We start from the raw sequence: 16201 nt of genomic DNA, 5'->3' as shown, positions 1-16201 counted from the left end.
TTTTCTGAAATAAAGTATACTATATAAAGTAAACTATGATAACATGGAGGTATTGTGTATGGTTGACAAACAAGTCATTGAAGAAATCAAAAACAATGCCAACATTGTGGAAGTCATAGGTGATGTGATTTCTTTACAAAAGGCAGGACGGAACTATCTAGGGCTCTGTCCTTTTCATGGTGAAAAAACACCTTCTTTCAACGTTGTAGAGGACAAGCAGTTTTACCACTGTTTTGGTTGTGGTCGCTCAGGTGATGTCTTTAAGTTCATCGAGGAGTACCAAGGGGTTCCCTTTATGGAGGCTGTCCAAATCTTAGGTCAGCGTGTCGGGATAGAGGTGGAAAAACCGCTTTATAGTGAACAGAAGCCAGCCTCGCCTCACCAAGCTCTTTATGATATGCACGAAGATGCGGCCAAATTTTATCATGCTATTCTCATGACAACGACCATGGGGGAAGAAGCCAGAAACTACCTTTATCAGCGTGGTTTGACAGATGAAGTGATCAAGCATTTTCGGATTGGTTTGGCACCTCCAGAACGAAACTATCTCTATCAACGTTTGTCTGGTCAGTATCGTGATGAGGATTTCCTAGATTCAGGACTGTTTTATCTCTCGGATGCCAATCAATTTGTAGACACCTTTCACAATCGGATTATGTTTCCCCTGACAAATGACCAGGGAAAGGTTATTGCCTTCTCAGGTCGTATCTGGCAGAAAACGGATTCACAAACTTCTAAGTATAAAAATAGCCGATCGACTGCAATTTTTAACAAAAGTTACGAATTATATCATATGGATAGGGCAAAAAAATCTTCTGGTAAAGCCAGTGAGATTTACCTGATGGAAGGATTCATGGATGTCATTGCAGCCTATCGGGCTGGAATCGAAAATGCTGTAGCGTCTATGGGAACGGCCTTAAGTCGTGAGCATGTTGAGCATCTGAAAAGGTTAACCAAGAAGTTGGTTCTTGTTTACGATGGCGATAAGGCTGGGCAAGCCGCGACATTGAAAGCACTGGATGAAATTAGTGAGATGCCTGTGCAAATCGTTAGCATGCCTGATAACTTGGATCCAGATGAGTATCTACAAAAAAATGGTCCAGAAGATTTGGCCTATCTATTAACGAAAACTCGTATTAGTCCGATTGAGTTCTACATTCACCAGTACAAACCTGAAAATAGTGAAAATCTGCAGGCTCAGATTGAGTTTATTGAAAAAATAGCTCCCTTGATTGTTCAAGAAAAGTCTATCACTGCTCAAAACAGCTATATTCATATTTTAGCTGACAGTCTGGCGTCCTTTGATTATGCCCAGATTGAGCAGATTGTTAATGAGAGTCGTCAGGCGCAAAGGCAGAATCGCATGGAAGGAATTTCCATGCCGACGCAAATCACTATGCCTGTTACCAAGCAGTTATCGGCTATTATGAGGGCAGAAGCTCATCTACTTTATCGAATGATGGAATCCCCTCTTGTTTTGAACGATTACCGTTTGCGAGAAGACTTTGTTTTTGACACACCTGAGTTTCAGATTTTATATGACTTGCTTGGCCAGTATGGAAATCTTCCTCCAGAAGTTTTAGCAGAACAGACAGAGGAAGTTGAAAGAGCTTGGTACCAAGTCTTAGCTCAGGATTTACCTGCTGAGATGTCACCTCAGGAACTTAATGAAGTAGAAATGACTCGAAATAAGGCTCTCTTGAATCAGGACAATATGAGAATCAAAAAGAAGGTGCAGGAAGCGAGCCATGTAGGAGATACAGACACAGCCTTAGAAGAATTGGAACGTTTAATTTCCCAAAAGAGAAGAATGGAGTAATAATGGTAACAAAACAAAAAGAAGTAACAACATTTGACGTACAAGTAGCAGAATTTATCCGTAATCATAAGCAAAAAGGGACAGCAACAGATGATGAAATCAATGCTAGTCTTGTCGTTCCTTTTACCTTGGACGCTGATGGGATTGAAGATCTCTTGCAACGGATTCAAGATGCAGGAATTTCTATCACAGATAATGAAGGAAACCCAAGTGCACGTGTTCTTAGTGCTGAAGAAGAGCCAGAACTCAGCGATGAGGACTTAATTGGTTCAACTTCTGCTAAGGTTAATGACCCTGTCCGTATGTACTTGAAAGAAATCGGGGTCGTTCCTCTCTTGACCAATGAAGAGGAAAAAGAATTAGCACTAGCAGTTGAAGCTGGCGATATCGAAGCCAAACAACGCCTTGCGGAAGCCAACCTTCGTTTGGTTGTTTCCATTGCCAAACGCTATGTTGGACGCGGTATGCAGTTCCTTGACTTGATTCAAGAAGGAAATATGGGCTTGATGAAGGCGGTTGACAAGTTTGACTATTCTAAAGGGTTCAAGTTCTCAACTTATGCAACTTGGTGGATTCGTCAGGCTATCACTCGTGCCATCGCTGATCAAGCTCGTACCATCCGTATCCCAGTTCACATGGTTGAAACTATCAATAAATTGGTTCGTGAACAGCGGAATCTCCTTCAAGAATTGGGACAAGATCCGACACCAGAACAAATCGCTGAACGTATGGATATGACCCCTGACAAGGTTCGTGAAATCTTGAAGATTGCTCAAGAACCAGTATCTCTTGAAACTCCAATTGGTGAAGAGGATGATAGCCATCTTGGGGACTTTATCGAAGATGAAGTGATTGAAAATCCAGTGGACTATACAACTCGTATCGTTTTGCGTGAGCAGTTGGATGAGGTCTTGGATACTCTTACAGACCGTGAAGAAAATGTTCTGCGACTACGTTTCGGCCTAGATGATGGAAAAATGCGCACCCTTGAAGATGTGGGGAAAGTCTTTAACGTAACCCGTGAGCGTATCCGTCAGATTGAAGCCAAGGCTTTGAGAAAACTACGCCAACCAAGTCGCAGCAAACCGCTTCGTGATTTTATTGAAGACTAAGAGTGAGGAAAATATGGCTTATACAGAAGAGCAAATTGAAAATATCAAAACACGGATTTTAACAGCCTTGGAAGAAGTCATCGACCCTGAGTTGGGAATCGATATTGTTAATCTTGGTTTGATTTATGAGATTCGTTTCGATGGCGACACAGGGCAAACAGAGATTGATATGACGTTGACAACTATGGGTTGTCCCTTGGCAGACCTTTTGACTGACCAGATTTATGATGCCATGACAGAGGTGCCAGAAGTAACGGATACTGAGGTTAAATTAGTTTGGTATCCAGCCTGGACAGTTGAAAAAATGAGTCGCTATGCACGCATTGCCCTAGGAATTAAATAAACATATAAAAACATGTGAGAGACCGTTGGAAAAGTGAGGAAATTTCCCCCTCTTTTCCTCTAGTCTCTCCTTTCTTTTGCTGATTTTATTCAAAGAAAATGATATAATAGTAGTTATGGAAAAAAAGAAATTACGCATCAATATGTTGAGTTCAAGTGAGAAAGTAGCAGGACAAGGAGTTTCAGGTGCTTATCGTGAATTAGTTCGTCTTCTTCACCGTGATGCCAAGGACCAATTGATTGTTACTGAAAATCTTCCAATAGAGGCAGATGTGACTCACTTTCATACAATTGATTTCCCCTATTATTTATCAACATTTCAAAAGAAACGCTCAGGAAGGAAAATTGGCTATGTGCACTTCTTGCCTGATACACTTGAGGGGAGTTTGAAAATTCCATTTTTCTTAAAGGGAATTGTGAAACGCTATGTATTTTCTTTTTACAACCGGATGGAGCATTTGGTGGTGGTCAATCCTATGTTTATCGAGGATTTGGTCGCAGCTGGTATTCCACGTGAAAAAGTGACCTACATCCCTAACTTTGTCAACAAGGAAAAATGGCATCCTCTTCCGCAAGAAGAGGTAGCGAGACTGCGTACAGAGCTAGGTCTTAGTGACAATCAGTTTATCGTAGTAGGTGCTGGTCAAGTTCAGAAACGCAAAGGGATTGACGATTTTATCCGTCTGGCTGAGGAATTGCCTCATATTACCTTTATCTGGGCCGGTGGTTTCTCTTTTGGTGGTATGACAGATGGTTATGAACGCTACAAGAAAATGATGGAAAATCCTCCTAAAAATTTGATTTTTCCAGGTATTGTCTCACCAGAGCGGATGCGCGAGTTGTATGCCCTAGCGGATCTTTTCTTGCTTCCTAGTTATAATGAGCTTTTCCCTATGACTATTTTAGAGGCTGCTAGTTGTGAAGCTCCGATTATGTTGCGTGATTTGGATCTCTATAAGGTAATTTTGGAGGGAAATTATCGGGCGACAGCAGATAGAGAAGAGATGAAAGAAGCTATTTTGGAATACCAAGCCAATCCTGCTGCCTTAAACGATCTTAAAGAAAAGGCTAAGAATATTTCTAGAGAGTATTCAGAAGAGCATCTGTTACAAATCTGGTTGGACTTTTATGAGAAACAAGCCGCTTTAGGGAGAAAGTAAAAAGTGAGGTAATCTATGCGAATTGGTTTATTTACAGATACCTATTTTCCTCAGGTTTCAGGTGTTGCGACCAGTATTCGAACCTTGAAAACCGAACTTGAAAAGCAGGGACATGCTGTTTTTATCTTTACGACGACAGATAAGGATGTCAATCGTTATGAAGATTGGCAAATTATCCGCATTCCAAGTGTTCCCTTCTTTGCTTTTAAGGATCGCCGCTTTGCCTATCGAGGATTCAGCAAGGCGCTTGAAATTGCTAAACAATATCAACTGGATATTATCCATACTCAGACAGAATTTTCTCTTGGCTTGTTGGGAATTTGGATTGCGCGTGAATTGAAGATTCCAGTCATCCATACCTATCACACCCAGTACGAAGACTATGTGCATTATATTGCTAAGGGGATGTTGATTCGTCCTAGTATGGTCAAGTATCTGGTTAGAGGTTTCTTGCATGATGTGGATGGGGTGATTTGTCCGAGTGAGATTGTCCGTGACTTGCTATCTGACTATAAGGTCAAGGTTGAAAAGCGGGTCATTCCAACTGGAATTGAATTAGCCAAATTTGAGCGTCCAGAAATCAAGAAAGAAAATCTGAAAGAACTGCGTAGTAAACTAGGGATTCAAGATGATGAAAAGATGTTGCTGAGTCTTTCGAGAATTTCCTATGAAAAAAATATTCAAGCAGTACTAGCAGCCTTTGCAGAAGTTCTGAAAGAAGAAGACAAGGTTAAACTGGTGGTAGCTGGGGACGGTCCTTATCTGGATGACCTCAAAGAGCAAGCCCAGAAACTAGAGATTCAAGACTCTGTTGTCTTTACAGGGATGATTGCTCCTAGTGAGACAGCTCTTTATTATAAGGCGGCAGATTTCTTCATCTCGGCATCGACAAGTGAAACGCAGGGTTTGACCTACTTGGAAAGTTTGGCTAGTGGGACGCCTGTCATTGCTCATGGAAATCCTTATCTGGACAATCTGATCAGTGATAAAATGTTTGGAACCTTGTATTACGGTGAACATGATTTGGCTGGAGCTATTTTAGAGGCCTTGATTGCAACGCCAGATATGAATGAGCATACCTTATCAGAGAAATTGTACGAGATTTCAGCTGAGAACTTTGGGAAACGAGTGCATGAGTTTTATCTTGATGCTATTATTTCAAATAATTTCCAGAAAGATTTAGCTAAAGATGATACGGTCAGTCAGCGTATCTTTAAGACAGTTTTGTATCTTCCGCAAAAGGTGGTCGCTGTACCGGTAAAAGGCTCTAGACGCATGCTGAAGGCTTCAAAAACACAGTTGATCAGCATAAGAGATTATTGGAAAGACCATGAAGAATAGAAAGAGGAACAGTATGAAAAAACAATTAATGAGAAGCGGTCGTGATAAAAAGATTGCTGGTGTTTGTGCTGGGGTAGCCCATTATTTTGATATGGATCCTACTATTGTTCGCGTAATATGGGGTGTTCTTGCTTTTTGTTATGGAGCAGGAGTTGTAGCTTATATCATTTTATGGATTATTGCGCCAGTAGCAAGTGACTATTGAAAACTAGCTGAATTCATGCTAAGATAATAGAAAATAGAATGTAATGAAGGAGATAAAAATGGCATTTGGAGATAATGGAAATCGTAAAAAAACTATGTTTGAGAAAATAACCTTGTTTATCGTGATTATCATGCTAGTAGCAAGTTTATTGGGAATTTTTGCAACTGCAATTGGTGCCCTCAGTAATCTATAAAATAGATTCAAGAAAATTTAGTGACTGGGATTTCCCAGCCCTTTTTTAAAGTGAGAAGAAAAAATGAGTATGTTTTTAGATACAGCTAAGATCAAGGTCAAGGCTGGTAATGGTGGTGATGGCATGGTTGCCTTTCGCCGTGAAAAATATGTCCCTAATGGTGGTCCTTGGGGTGGTGATGGTGGTCGTGGAGGCAATGTCGTCTTCGTTGTAGATGAAGGTCTACGTACCCTCATGGATTTCCGCTATAATCGCCATTTCAAGGCTGATTCTGGTGAGAAAGGAATGACCAAAGGGATGCATGGTCGTGGTGCTGAAGACCTTAGAGTTCGAGTACCACAAGGTACGACTGTTCGTGATGCAGAGACTGGCAAGGTTTTGACAGATTTGATTGAACATGGTCAAGAATTTATCGTTGCCCATGGTGGTCGTGGTGGACGTGGAAACATCCGCTTTGCGACACCAAAAAATCCTGCACCGGAAATCTCTGAAAATGGAGAACCAGGTCAGGAACGTGAGTTACAATTGGAACTAAAAATCTTGGCAGATGTCGGTTTAGTAGGTTTCCCATCTGTAGGGAAATCAACACTTTTAAGTGTTATTACCTCAGCTAAACCTAAAATTGGTGCCTACCACTTTACGACCATTGTGCCAAATCTAGGTATGGTTCGTACCCAATCAGGTGAATCCTTTGCAGTAGCCGATCTACCAGGTTTGATTGAAGGCGCTAGTCAAGGTGTTGGTTTGGGAACTCAGTTCCTCCGCCACATCGAGCGTACACGTGTTATCCTCCATATCATTGATATGTCAGCTAGTGAAGGTCGTGATCCTTATGAGGATTATCTTGCCATTAACAAGGAGTTGGAGTCATATAATCTCCGTCTCATGGAGCGTCCACAGATTATCGTAGCCAACAAAATGGACATGCCTGAGAGTCAAGAAAATCTTAAAGAATTTAAGAAAAAATTGGCTGAAAACTACGATGAATTTGAAGAGTTACCACCTATCTTCCCAATTTCCGGATTGACCAAGCAAGGTTTGGCTACGCTTTTGGATGCTACAGCTGAATTGTTAGACAAGACACCAGAATTCTTGCTCTACGACGAGTCAGATATGGAAGAAGAAGCTTACTACGGATTTGACGAGGAAGAAAAAGCTTTTGAAATTAGTCGTGATGACGATGCTACATGGGTACTTTCTGGTGAAAAACTGATGAAACTCTTTAATATGACCAACTTTGATCGTGACGAATCAGTCATGAAATTTGCCCGTCAGCTTCGTGGTATGGGAGTTGATGAATCTCTTCGTGCGCGTGGTGCTAAGGATGGGGATTTGGTCCGCATTGGTAAATTTGAATTTGAATTTGTAGACTAGGAGACTAGTATGGGAGATAAACCGATATCTTTCCGAGATGCGGATGGCAATTTCGTTTCCGCCGCAGACGTTTGGAATGAAAAGAAATTGGAAGAACTGTTTAATCGTCTCAATCCAAATCGTGCTCTGAGATTAGCACGAACTAAAAAGGAAAATCCATCTTAAATACGTAAGATAAAACTCCAATTATCAGTCAAGTTAACTATAACAAATAGAAGCTAAGATCGAGAAAGGGCAAAATTTGTCCTTTCTTTTCACTTATAAATTATAATATATTGAAATGGAATATAAACAAATAGACTAGGAAATTCAAATCAAATGACTAACAAGGCTTTATAAGTCGTGTTGTCCTATTCTAGCTTCAAGACACTGTATTTTTTCTATTGAAAAAGAATTTTTTTACAAAAATAGTTGGTTATTTAGTTTATTTATGCTATAATAGGAGCAATTATTTTTAGGAGGTGTCAGTATGTCTTATTTGTTTGAGATATTACCGAGTTTATTGAGCGGTGCAAGCATGACTTTACAGGTTTTTGCACTGGTCTTGATTTTTTCTATTCCCTTGGGCGTTTTGATTGCCTTTGCCTTGCAAGTCCATTGGAAGCTCCTCCATCATCTGATTAACATTTATATCTGGATCATGCGAGGCACACCCTTGCTCTTGCAATTAATCTTTATCTATTATGTGCTGCCAAGTATTGGGATTCGTTTGGACCGTCTTCCTGCGGCTATCATTGCCTTTGTGTTGAATTATGCGGCTTACTTTGCTGAAATCTTTCGTGGGGGAATTGATACCATTCCTAAAGGTCAATATGAGGCTGCCAAAGTCTTGAAGTTTAGTCCCTTTGACACAGTGCGCTATATTATTTTGCCTCAAGTGACCAAGATTGTTCTTCCTAGTGTCTTTAATGAGGTTATGAGTTTGGTCAAGGATACTTCTCTGGTCTATGCTCTAGGAATTTCAGATCTTATCTTGGCTAGTCGAACAGCTGCCAACCGTGATGCTAGCCTGGTTCCGATGTTCTTGGCAGGTGCTATTTACTTGATTTTGATTGGGATTGTGACCATTCTTGCCAAAAAAGTTGAGAAGAAGTACAGTTATTATAGATAGGAGGTTGCCATGTTAGAATTACGAAATATCAATAAGGGATTTGGTGAAAAGCAAATTTTATCCAATTTCAGTCTAAAAATTCCTGAAAAGCAAATCCTGGCTATCGTTGGGCCTTCTGGTGGAGGTAAAACAACTCTCTTACGTATGCTTGCGGGTCTTGAAACTATTGATTCAGGGCAAATCTTTTATAATGAAGAACCTTTAGAACTGGATGAATTGGAGAAGCGCAATCTACTAGGATTTGTATTCCAAGATTTTCAACTTTTCCCTCATTTATCAGTTCTGGACAATTTGACCTTATCGCCTGTGAAAACAATGGGAATGAAGCAGGATGAGGCTGAGCAGAAGGCGCGAGGTCTCTTGGAGCAATTGGGACTGGCAGGGCACACAGACGCCTATCCATTCTCATTATCAGGTGGGCAAAAGCAGAGGGTAGCTTTGGCGCGTGCTATGATGATTGACCCAGAAATCATTGGCTACGATGAACCAACTTCTGCACTTGATCCAGAATTGCGCTTGGAAGTGGAAAAACTAATCTTGCAAAATAGGGAACTTGGTATGACGCAGATTGTCGTTACCCACGATTTACAGTTCGCTGAAAATATCGCAGATCAGATTCTCAAGGTTGAGCCTAAGTAGGAGGTGCCAATGACTAATAAGAAAATTGCTTTAGTATTGGTTTCTCTCCTGACTCTTTTTTTAACAGCTTGTACTCAGAAGGCTAGCGATCCAAAGCAGGATAACTGGGATAAGTATCAAGAGCAGGGAACGATTACTATTGGTTTTGACAATACCTTTGTTCCCATGGGTTTTGAAGAAAAGAATGGTCAATATACAGGATTTGATATTGATTTAGCACAAGCAGTCTCTGAAAAATTAGGTTTTAAGATTCAATTTCAGCCAATTGACTGGGATATGAAGGAGACGGAACTGCAAAATGGGACCATTGATGCCATCTGGAATGGCTATTCTGCCACTGATGAACGCCGAGAGAAGGTTGCCTTTAGCATTCCTTATATGGAAAATCAGCAGGTTCTGGTTGCGAAGAAAAGTCAGCAAATTCGTTCAGTAGAGGATATGAATGATAAGACCTTGGGAGCCCAAGCCGGATCCTCTGGTTATCTAGACTTTGAAGCCCAGCCAGATTTACTGAAAAATCGTGTAAAAGACAAGAAGGCCAATCAATACCAGAGTTTCAATGAAGCCTTGATTGACTTAAAAAATGACCGTATTGATGCCTTGTTGATTGACCGAGTGTATGCTAATTATTATCTTCAGTCTGAAGGAATATTAAATGACTATAATGTTTTTTCAGCTGGATTTGAAAGTGAATCTTTTGCAGTCGGAGTTAGACCAGCTGACAAAAGATTACTACAAGCTTTAAACCAAGCCTTTATTGAACTATACCAAGAAGGAAAGTTCCAAGAGATTAGCCATAAATGGTTTGGAGAAGATGTAGCAACCAAAGAAGTGAAAAGTAGAGATTGAGTTTTTACTCAGTCTCTTTTTGCATCAAAAAATCCTCTGACAAGAGCCAGAGGATAAGAATTTATTTCATTGTTGGGAAGAGCAATACATCTCGGATAGTAGTTGTATCAGTGAGGAGCATGCAGAGACGGTCGATACCGATTCCCAAACCACCAGTTGGTGGCATACCATATTCAAGGGCTTCAATGTAGTCGTAGTCGATACCTGTCGCTTCATCATCACCAAGTTCTTTAGCTTTAGCTTGGGCTTCAAAACGACTAAGTTGATCGATTGGGTCGTTGAGCTCAGTAAAGGCATTACCGTACTCCTTAGTCATGATGAAGAGTTCAAAACGGTCAGTAAAGCGCTCGTCTTCAGGGTTCTTTTTAGCCAGTGGAGATACAGCTACTGGATGTCCATAGACAAAGGTTGGTTGGATCAAGGTTTCTTCAACAAACTCTTCAAAGAAGGCATTGATGATGTGGCCAACTTCAGTATAGTGTTTCTCAACTGGAACTTTCTTCTCAGCAGCGATAGCTTTGGCTTCCTCGAAAGTCATGTCTTTCCAGAAATCTACACCAGTAATTTCTTTGATAGCATCCACCATGTGAACACGCTTAAATGGTTCGTTAATCTTGATTTCAGTACCTTGATAGTTAACTGGACCATCGCCTTTGACTGATTTAGCAGCATGTTGGATAATGCCTTCCGTCAAGTCCATGATGTCTTGGAAGTCAGCATAAGCTTGGTAAACTTCGATAGAAGTGAACTCAGGGTTGTGAGTAGCATCCATTCCTTCGTTACGGAAGATACGGCCAATTTCATAGACACGTTCCATACCACCCACGATAAGGCGTTTCAAGTGAAGCTCAGTCGCGATACGAAGCACCATGTCAATGTTTTGGGCATTGTGGTGGGTAATAAATGGACGGGCAGAAGCACCACCAGCCTCGTTGTGAAGCACAGGTGTTTCCACTTCAAGGAAACCTTTTTGGTCAAGATAACGACGGATTTCAGAGATGATTTTTGAACGAGTGACAAAGCGTTCAAAGCTTTCACGGTTAGAAATCAAGTCTAGGTAACGTTTACGGTAAATTGTTTCAACGTCTGTCAAACCGTGGAATTTCTCTGGAAGAGGACGGAGAGCCTTAGACAAGTGTGTAATGTGGGTTGCCTTGATAGAGAGTTCTCCCATATCTGTACGCATTACTTCACCTTCGACACCAAGGAAGTCACCAAGGTCTGCTTTTTTGAAGATTTCGTAGTTTTCTTCACCGACAGCATCCTTACGAACGTAGATCTGGATTTGACCTTCGCGGTCTTGAAGGTGGGCAAATCCAACTTTACCTTTACCACGTTTGGTTACCAAGCGTCCTGCGATAGTAGCTGTTTCGTTTTTATCGTGTAATTGTTCTTTATCGAGGTCAGCAAATTTATCTTTTAATTCTTGTGAATTTGCAGTACGTTCAAAGCGTTTTCCAAAGGGATCGATTCCTTGTTCACGGAGCGCAGCCATTTTTTCACGGCGAACGATCTGCTGGTCATTTAGTTCTTCCATATGTTCTGTTGACATGGGATCCTCCTAGTTTTACTCAAAATTGAATACGATGAGTCATTTTTTGCGATACTCCCATTTTATCATAAATATCCAAGAAATTCACGGATAATCTTTCAAAACTAAAAAGAACTTGACGCTAAAATCAAGTTCTGTTATTGATAGGAAGTATCATTCCAAGTATCGAGAGTAAATGTTTGAAAATCATGGGTTTCCAAAATTGTCAGGCTGGCATTTGCTAGACCGCCATCTTTACGAAGAAGTGGTTCTTTATATCCTAGAAGAGTACGAAGACTGGCAGTAAGATTAGCACCGTGACCGACAATTAGAATACGCTCAGCTGGACTATCTTTTAATGATTTGATAAATTGGATGGTCCGTTGTGTTGTGCTATAGAGGGATTCGGCGCCAAACATTTGAGTGTCAAATTGAGCAAGATTAGATCGGAAAGCCTGGATTTGTTGTGGGTAAATAGCTTCCAAGGTTGCGATTTTCAAACCTTCTAATTTCCCCAGTTGCCATTCACGAAGATTAGAAACACTTTCTAAAGGACAGGGGCTCTGGAGTTGACTTTGGATAATTTCAGCAGATTTGACCGCTCGAGGTAAATCACTTGAATATATCTGATCAAAAGGAATATCTTTGAGATACTGGCCGAGACGTTTTAGGATTTCAATGGATTCAGGAAGAAGGGGAGAATCTCCACTAGCACCTTGAAAACGACCTTCTTGGTTCCAGACAGTACGACCGTGGCGGACAAAGTAGAGTTTCATTACTTGCTGTCCTCCAAGATATCTGCAAAGTCAGCTTTTACAAAGTTAGCCAAGTCTTGTGGAGCGACGATAATGCTGTGACCAACTTCCCCAGCAGAGACAATCATTTGATCAAAGTCTAGAGCAATTTTATCGATAAAAATGGGATAATTATGTTTTTGACGAATTCCGACAGGATTATTTGCTCCATGAATGTAACCAGTTGTTTTTTCCAAGTCCTTTTGTGGAATCATACTCACTTTTTTATTGCCAGAAATTTTGGCTAGTTTCTTTTCCGACAAGTGTTGAGTGATAGGGACAATTCCGATAATCGGTCCTGTTTTATCTCCCAAAAGAGCCAAGGTTTTGAAAATCTGATCTCGTTCATAACCTTGAGGAAGCTCTCCTTCCAGGGCATTGATTTGAATCCCCTGATGTTGGATACCTGCTTTAGACAGGATTTGTTCTACTAATGTTTTTTTGACTTTAACTTTTTTTGCCATTATTTATACTTATCCTCCAATTGGCTCATCCAAATACCAAGCCAGATTCCCAGTGCAAAGAAGAAGGCGATGATGACATAGCCAACAAGTGAAAGACCTGTGTATTGGATACTTTCAGCGTTTCCTGCATTTGGAATCAAGATCAAAAGAGTACTTGATAAGACGATTCCAATGATGAAATGATAGACGCGTGAGTGGTAGTTATTTAAGGCATAATCCATCAATTTTGAAAAAATGATGAGAGTTGCGCCTGCTCCGATTCCAATCGGGAAGAAAGTTCCCAAGAGGTCAAAGGTTTTAAAACCAGTCAACATAGGAGCATAGAGTCCCAAAATTAAAAGTAGATTTGATGGACTGAGGCCAGGTACCAATACGCCAAGAGCCAGTAGTGCACCTGCTAGGACGAAGTTAAGAAAGCTGGCGCTTAAGGTTCCAACAACAAAATTTAAGGCATAGAGTCCTAATCCAGAAATAATAAAGGTCGTCCAGAACCAAGCTAAATCAATCTTGTCTCGGTCAGATTCTCGAGTTGATTCTTTGAGAAGGCTAGGAACAGTACCAATGATAGCCCCCGCAAAGCTCCATAAGACAAAGACCTGATAATTTTCAAGCAGGTATTCAATCGGGTAAGAAAATAAGCCGATTCCCAGAATCATACCGATGGCAACTGGAATAAAGTACAAAACATTTTCTTTAAAGTCCTTAAAGGGGTGGGCCAGAAAGCCAATCATCCGTTCGTAAATTCCTAAGATTGCTGCTAAAACCCCTCCGGAAATTCCCGGTAGGATAAATCCAAGAGCAATTACAATCCCTTTAATAAGGCGTGCTAACCATGAGAGCATATTTTTCCTCCAACTATTTCTATTTCAAAAAATCCTTACTATATTGTATCACAATCAAACACAAAAAGAAAAAGCAAATGCTAAACAAATGCTTTTAAGGTTTTAAAAAGAGTTTTCTAAAGGTTTCTTCTTTGTTCTTTAAGGGAGAGATAACGTTTATATCCAAATCGTGGTCAAAGCCAGCAATTTTTCCTTTAGATGTGTATTGGTGGATGTCGTAATCTAAGTCCGTATTAGGTTTGCTTTCGAAAAATCCAGTATTTGAACCATAGGAAGGAATCCAAACAGACGTAAACTTGTCCGTATCAATACTGTGTTCTTCCATGAAGTAGACCCCAACGTAGATGCCGATATTTTTTGCACCTAGTGATTCTAGTTTTGCACGAAAGGCTTCAACACCTTCGTTCATATTGGACATGGTTTTATCTTCCACATCTAGCCAATAGTAGCTAGGGCTGTATGGCGATGAAGCGTTATAAAAAACTTCAGCAGCCTTTTCCATTTCTTGGACACTTTTTCCAGCTACATAGGCATAGACACCAACTGGGACATTTCGTTTTTGAAACTCGGTAATATGGGTTTTAAAGGCCTTATCTACCCCATTAACAAAGGAAGCATCGTTTTCTTTTGAAGACTGAGCTCCGCTGTGAACACGAACAATAGCTCCTGAAATGTTTTGGGAGAGAGTATCGTAATTAATTTCTTCAGGCCGTTGCCAACCAGAAACATCAATCACCGGTTTATCTATATTATGTAGTGCTTGCGATTCTACTTGGGCGATATTGGATTTTGTTTTTACAGGATGATCTTCAAAACGAGGGCGATTCAGGATTAAAATGAAAATTATAATCCCAAAAAAACCAAATAAAATAAGCGGATGAATTTGTTTTCTCATATCTCATAATTTTACCCTAAAAATGAAAAAAAATCAAAAAAAATGGGTTAAAGAAGAGACTTTAGAGCATTTTTTCATTCAAGAGCGCGGAATGATTTGAAATATGGTATAATAAAAGGGAATTTCTAGAGAAAAGAGAAGATTATGTCAAATTATGCCATTATTTTAGCAGCGGGTAAAGGGACTCGCATGAAATCTGATTTGCCAAAAGTGTTGCACAAGGTTGCGGGTATTTCTATGTTGGAACATGTTTTCCGTAGCGTGGGAGCTATCCAACCTGAAAAGACAGTAACAGTTGTGGGACACAAGGCAGAATTGGTTGAGCAGGTCTTGGCTGGACAGACAGAATTTGTGACTCAATCTGAACAGTTAGGGACTGGCCATGCAGTTATGATGACAGAGCCTATCTTAGAAGGTTTGTCAGGGCACACCTTGGTCATCGCAGGAGATACTCCTTTAATCACTGGTGAAAGCCTGAAAAACTTGATTGATTTCCACATCAATCATAAAAATGTGGCGACTATCTTGACTGCTGAAACAGATAATCCTTTCGGCTATGGACGAATTGTTCGTAATGACAATGCTGAGGTTCTTCGCATTGTTGAGCAAAAGGATGCCACAGATTTTGAAAAACAAATCAAGGAAATCAACACTGGAACATATGTCTTTGACAACGAGCGTTTGTTTGAGGCTTTGAAAAATATCAATACCAATAATGCTCAAGGAGAATACTATATCACAGATGTCATTGGCATTTTCCGTGAAGCTGGTGAAAAAGTTGGTGCCTATACTTTGAAAGATTTTGATGAAAGTCTTGGGGTAAATGACCGTGTGGCTCTTGCGACTGCTGAGTCGGTTATGCGTCGCCGCATCAATCACAAACACATGGTCAACGGTGTTAGCTTTGTCAACCCAGAAGCAACTTATATCGATATTGATGTTGAGATTGCTCCGGAAGTTCAAATCGAAGCCAATGTTACCTTGAAAGGGCAAACGAAAATTGGTGCTGAGACTGTTTTGACAAACGGTACTTATGTAGTGGACAGCACTATCGGAGCAGGAGCGATCATTACCAATTCTATGATTGAGGAAAGTAGTGTTGCTGACGGCGTAACTGTTGGACCTTATGCCCACATTCGTCCAGGTTCAAGTCTAGCTGCCCAAGTTCATATTGGTAACTTTGTTGAGGTGAAAGGTTCTTCTATCGGTGAGAATACCAAGGCTGGTCATTTGACCTATATCGGAAACTGTGAAGTGGGTAGTCATGTTAATTTTGGTGCAGGAACCATTACAGTCAACTATGACGGCAAAAACAAATACAAGACAGTCATCGGTAACAATGTCTTTGTTGGTTCAAATTCAACCATTATTGCCCCAGTAGAACTTGGTGACAATTCCCTCGTTGGTGCTGGTTCAACTATTACCAAAGACGTTCCAGCAGATGCTATTGCTATTGGTCGCGGACGTCAGGTCAACAAAGACGAATATGCAACACGTCTTCCTCATCATCCTAAGAATCAGTAGGAGTCT

At 40.6% G+C, this 16201-nt stretch carries 18 protein-coding genes; 13 read left to right on the top strand and 5 right to left on the bottom strand.

The annotated features are described in order from the left end of the window. Nucleotides 1-58: 58 nt before the first annotated feature. The 12 genes from dnaG to QM424_RS02365 all read left to right on the top strand — a co-directional run bounded on the left by dnaG (nucleotide 59) and on the right by QM424_RS02365 (nucleotide 10145). Nucleotides 59-1819, top strand: a complete 1761-nt coding sequence (gene dnaG, locus QM424_RS02420) for a DNA primase (protein WP_414392817.1) — start codon at nucleotides 59-61, stop codon at nucleotides 1817-1819. A gap of 2 nt (nucleotides 1820-1821) precedes the next feature. Beyond that, on the top strand, nucleotides 1822-2931 hold the full coding sequence (gene rpoD, locus QM424_RS02415) for an RNA polymerase sigma factor RpoD (RefSeq protein WP_000256769.1): 1110 nt from the start codon (nucleotides 1822-1824) through the stop codon (nucleotides 2929-2931). A 13-nt stretch (nucleotides 2932-2944) separates the two neighbouring features. Further along, complete coding sequence (locus tag QM424_RS02410; protein WP_000331929.1) at nucleotides 2945-3274, top strand: metal-sulfur cluster assembly factor; 330 nt, start codon at nucleotides 2945-2947, stop codon at nucleotides 3272-3274. Nucleotides 3275-3389: 115 nt separating this feature from the next. Beyond that, nucleotides 3390-4433, top strand: coding sequence for an alpha-galactosylglucosyldiacylglycerol synthase (gene cpoA / locus QM424_RS02405; RefSeq protein ID WP_414392816.1), 1044 nt, complete (start codon nucleotides 3390-3392; stop codon nucleotides 4431-4433). Between the two features lie 15 nt (nucleotides 4434-4448). After that, nucleotides 4449-5774 (top strand): glycosyltransferase family 4 protein, encoded by a 1326-nt coding sequence (locus QM424_RS02400; RefSeq protein ID WP_414392815.1) that lies wholly within the window; start codon nucleotides 4449-4451, stop codon nucleotides 5772-5774. A gap of 28 nt (nucleotides 5775-5802) precedes the next feature. Then, nucleotides 5803-5979 carry a PspC domain-containing protein gene (locus QM424_RS02395; RefSeq protein ID WP_261063763.1) on the top strand — a complete coding sequence of 59 codons (177 nt, stop codon included), beginning with the start codon at nucleotides 5803-5805 and terminating at the stop codon, nucleotides 5977-5979. Nucleotides 5980-6037: 58 nt separating this feature from the next. Then, complete coding sequence (locus tag QM424_RS02390; protein ID WP_000863859.1) at nucleotides 6038-6172, top strand: DUF4044 domain-containing protein; 135 nt, start codon at nucleotides 6038-6040, stop codon at nucleotides 6170-6172. A 63-nt stretch (nucleotides 6173-6235) separates the two neighbouring features. Then, nucleotides 6236-7546 (top strand): GTPase ObgE, encoded by a 1311-nt coding sequence (gene obgE / locus QM424_RS02385; protein ID WP_414392813.1) that lies wholly within the window; start codon nucleotides 6236-6238, stop codon nucleotides 7544-7546. Nucleotides 7547-7555: 9 nt separating this feature from the next. Next, a complete protein-coding gene (locus QM424_RS02380; RefSeq protein WP_000502582.1) occupies nucleotides 7556-7711 on the top strand; it encodes a hypothetical protein in 156 nt (51 codons plus the stop codon). A gap of 304 nt (nucleotides 7712-8015) precedes the next feature. Next, nucleotides 8016-8657: an amino acid ABC transporter permease gene (locus QM424_RS02375; protein ID WP_000120835.1), complete on the top strand. Its 642-nt coding sequence runs from the start codon at nucleotides 8016-8018 to the stop codon at nucleotides 8655-8657. 9 nt (nucleotides 8658-8666) lie between these two features. Then, nucleotides 8667-9296, top strand: coding sequence for an amino acid ABC transporter ATP-binding protein (locus tag QM424_RS02370; RefSeq protein ID WP_261063611.1), 630 nt, complete (start codon nucleotides 8667-8669; stop codon nucleotides 9294-9296). Between the two features lie 9 nt (nucleotides 9297-9305). Next, complete coding sequence (locus tag QM424_RS02365) at nucleotides 9306-10145, top strand: amino acid ABC transporter substrate-binding protein (RefSeq protein ID WP_414392811.1); 840 nt, start codon at nucleotides 9306-9308, stop codon at nucleotides 10143-10145. Between the two features lie 61 nt (nucleotides 10146-10206). Here QM424_RS02365 and lysS read toward each other — a convergent pair whose 3' ends face one another. From lysS to QM424_RS02340, 5 genes are all read right to left on the bottom strand, one after another. Then, nucleotides 10207-11697 carry a lysine--tRNA ligase gene (gene lysS, locus QM424_RS02360; RefSeq protein WP_414392809.1) on the bottom strand — a complete coding sequence of 497 codons (1491 nt, stop codon included), beginning with the start codon at nucleotides 11695-11697 and terminating at the stop codon, nucleotides 10207-10209. A gap of 137 nt (nucleotides 11698-11834) precedes the next feature. After that, a complete protein-coding gene (locus tag QM424_RS02355) occupies nucleotides 11835-12452 on the bottom strand; it encodes a histidine phosphatase family protein (protein ID WP_414392808.1) in 618 nt (205 codons plus the stop codon). Further along, nucleotides 12452-12934: an aminoacyl-tRNA deacylase gene (locus tag QM424_RS02350; RefSeq protein ID WP_060805684.1), complete on the bottom strand. Its 483-nt coding sequence runs from the start codon at nucleotides 12932-12934 to the stop codon at nucleotides 12452-12454. The genes QM424_RS02355 and QM424_RS02350 overlap by 1 nt, the downstream gene beginning before the upstream one ends. Then, the gene (locus tag QM424_RS02345) at nucleotides 12934-13776 is read right to left on the bottom strand and encodes a DUF368 domain-containing protein (protein WP_101785094.1); all 843 of its coding nucleotides are present in this window, start codon (nucleotides 13774-13776) and stop codon (nucleotides 12934-12936) included. Before QM424_RS02345 ends, QM424_RS02350 begins: the two co-directional genes overlap by 1 nt. A 94-nt stretch (nucleotides 13777-13870) precedes the next feature. Then, nucleotides 13871-14671, bottom strand: a complete 801-nt coding sequence (locus QM424_RS02340; RefSeq protein ID WP_414392806.1) for a GH25 family lysozyme — start codon at nucleotides 14669-14671, stop codon at nucleotides 13871-13873. Between the two features lie 144 nt (nucleotides 14672-14815). Between QM424_RS02340 and glmU the strand changes: the two genes are divergently transcribed. Continuing rightward, nucleotides 14816-16195 (top strand): bifunctional UDP-N-acetylglucosamine diphosphorylase/glucosamine-1-phosphate N-acetyltransferase GlmU, encoded by a 1380-nt coding sequence (glmU, locus tag QM424_RS02335; protein WP_414392805.1) that lies wholly within the window; start codon nucleotides 14816-14818, stop codon nucleotides 16193-16195. Nucleotides 16196-16201 lie beyond the last annotated feature (6 nt).

It is taken from the genome of Streptococcus mitis (assembly GCF_047464945.1).
Taxonomy (GTDB): Bacteria; Bacillota; Bacilli; order Lactobacillales; family Streptococcaceae; genus Streptococcus; species Streptococcus mitis_EA.
The sequence above is the reverse complement of the archived record's forward strand: the minus strand, read 5'-3'. Positions and strand labels throughout refer to the sequence as shown.

Bases quoted from the DNA above. Each gene is read 5' to 3' on its own strand.
- glmU (WP_414392805.1), top strand. From the start codon at position 14,816: ATGTCAAATTATGCCATTATTTTAGCAGCGGGTAAAGGGACTCGCATG.
- QM424_RS02340 (WP_414392806.1), bottom strand. From the start codon at position 14,671: ATGAGAAAACAAATTCATCCGCTTATTTTATTTGGTTTTTTTGGGATT.
- rpoD (WP_000256769.1), top strand. From the start codon at position 1,822: ATGGTAACAAAACAAAAAGAAGTAACAACATTTGACGTACAAGTAGCA.
- QM424_RS02380 (WP_000502582.1), top strand. From the start codon at position 7,556: ATGGGAGATAAACCGATATCTTTCCGAGATGCGGATGGCAATTTCGTT.
- QM424_RS02410 (WP_000331929.1), top strand. From the start codon at position 2,945: ATGGCTTATACAGAAGAGCAAATTGAAAATATCAAAACACGGATTTTA.
- dnaG (WP_414392817.1), top strand. From the start codon at position 59: ATGGTTGACAAACAAGTCATTGAAGAAATCAAAAACAATGCCAACATT.
- QM424_RS02370 (WP_261063611.1), top strand. From the start codon at position 8,667: ATGTTAGAATTACGAAATATCAATAAGGGATTTGGTGAAAAGCAAATT.
- QM424_RS02400 (WP_414392815.1), top strand. From the start codon at position 4,449: ATGCGAATTGGTTTATTTACAGATACCTATTTTCCTCAGGTTTCAGGT.
- QM424_RS02395 (WP_261063763.1), top strand. From the start codon at position 5,803: ATGAGAAGCGGTCGTGATAAAAAGATTGCTGGTGTTTGTGCTGGGGTA.
- QM424_RS02365 (WP_414392811.1), top strand. From the start codon at position 9,306: ATGACTAATAAGAAAATTGCTTTAGTATTGGTTTCTCTCCTGACTCTT.
- lysS (WP_414392809.1), bottom strand. From the start codon at position 11,697: ATGTCAACAGAACATATGGAAGAACTAAATGACCAGCAGATCGTTCGC.
- QM424_RS02375 (WP_000120835.1), top strand. From the start codon at position 8,016: ATGTCTTATTTGTTTGAGATATTACCGAGTTTATTGAGCGGTGCAAGC.
- obgE (WP_414392813.1), top strand. From the start codon at position 6,236: ATGAGTATGTTTTTAGATACAGCTAAGATCAAGGTCAAGGCTGGTAAT.
- QM424_RS02355 (WP_414392808.1), bottom strand. From the start codon at position 12,452: ATGAAACTCTACTTTGTCCGCCACGGTCGTACTGTCTGGAACCAAGAA.
- QM424_RS02345 (WP_101785094.1), bottom strand. From the start codon at position 13,776: ATGCTCTCATGGTTAGCACGCCTTATTAAAGGGATTGTAATTGCTCTT.
- QM424_RS02350 (WP_060805684.1), bottom strand. From the start codon at position 12,934: ATGGCAAAAAAAGTTAAAGTCAAAAAAACATTAGTAGAACAAATCCTG.
- cpoA (WP_414392816.1), top strand. From the start codon at position 3,390: ATGGAAAAAAAGAAATTACGCATCAATATGTTGAGTTCAAGTGAGAAA.
- QM424_RS02390 (WP_000863859.1), top strand. From the start codon at position 6,038: ATGGCATTTGGAGATAATGGAAATCGTAAAAAAACTATGTTTGAGAAA.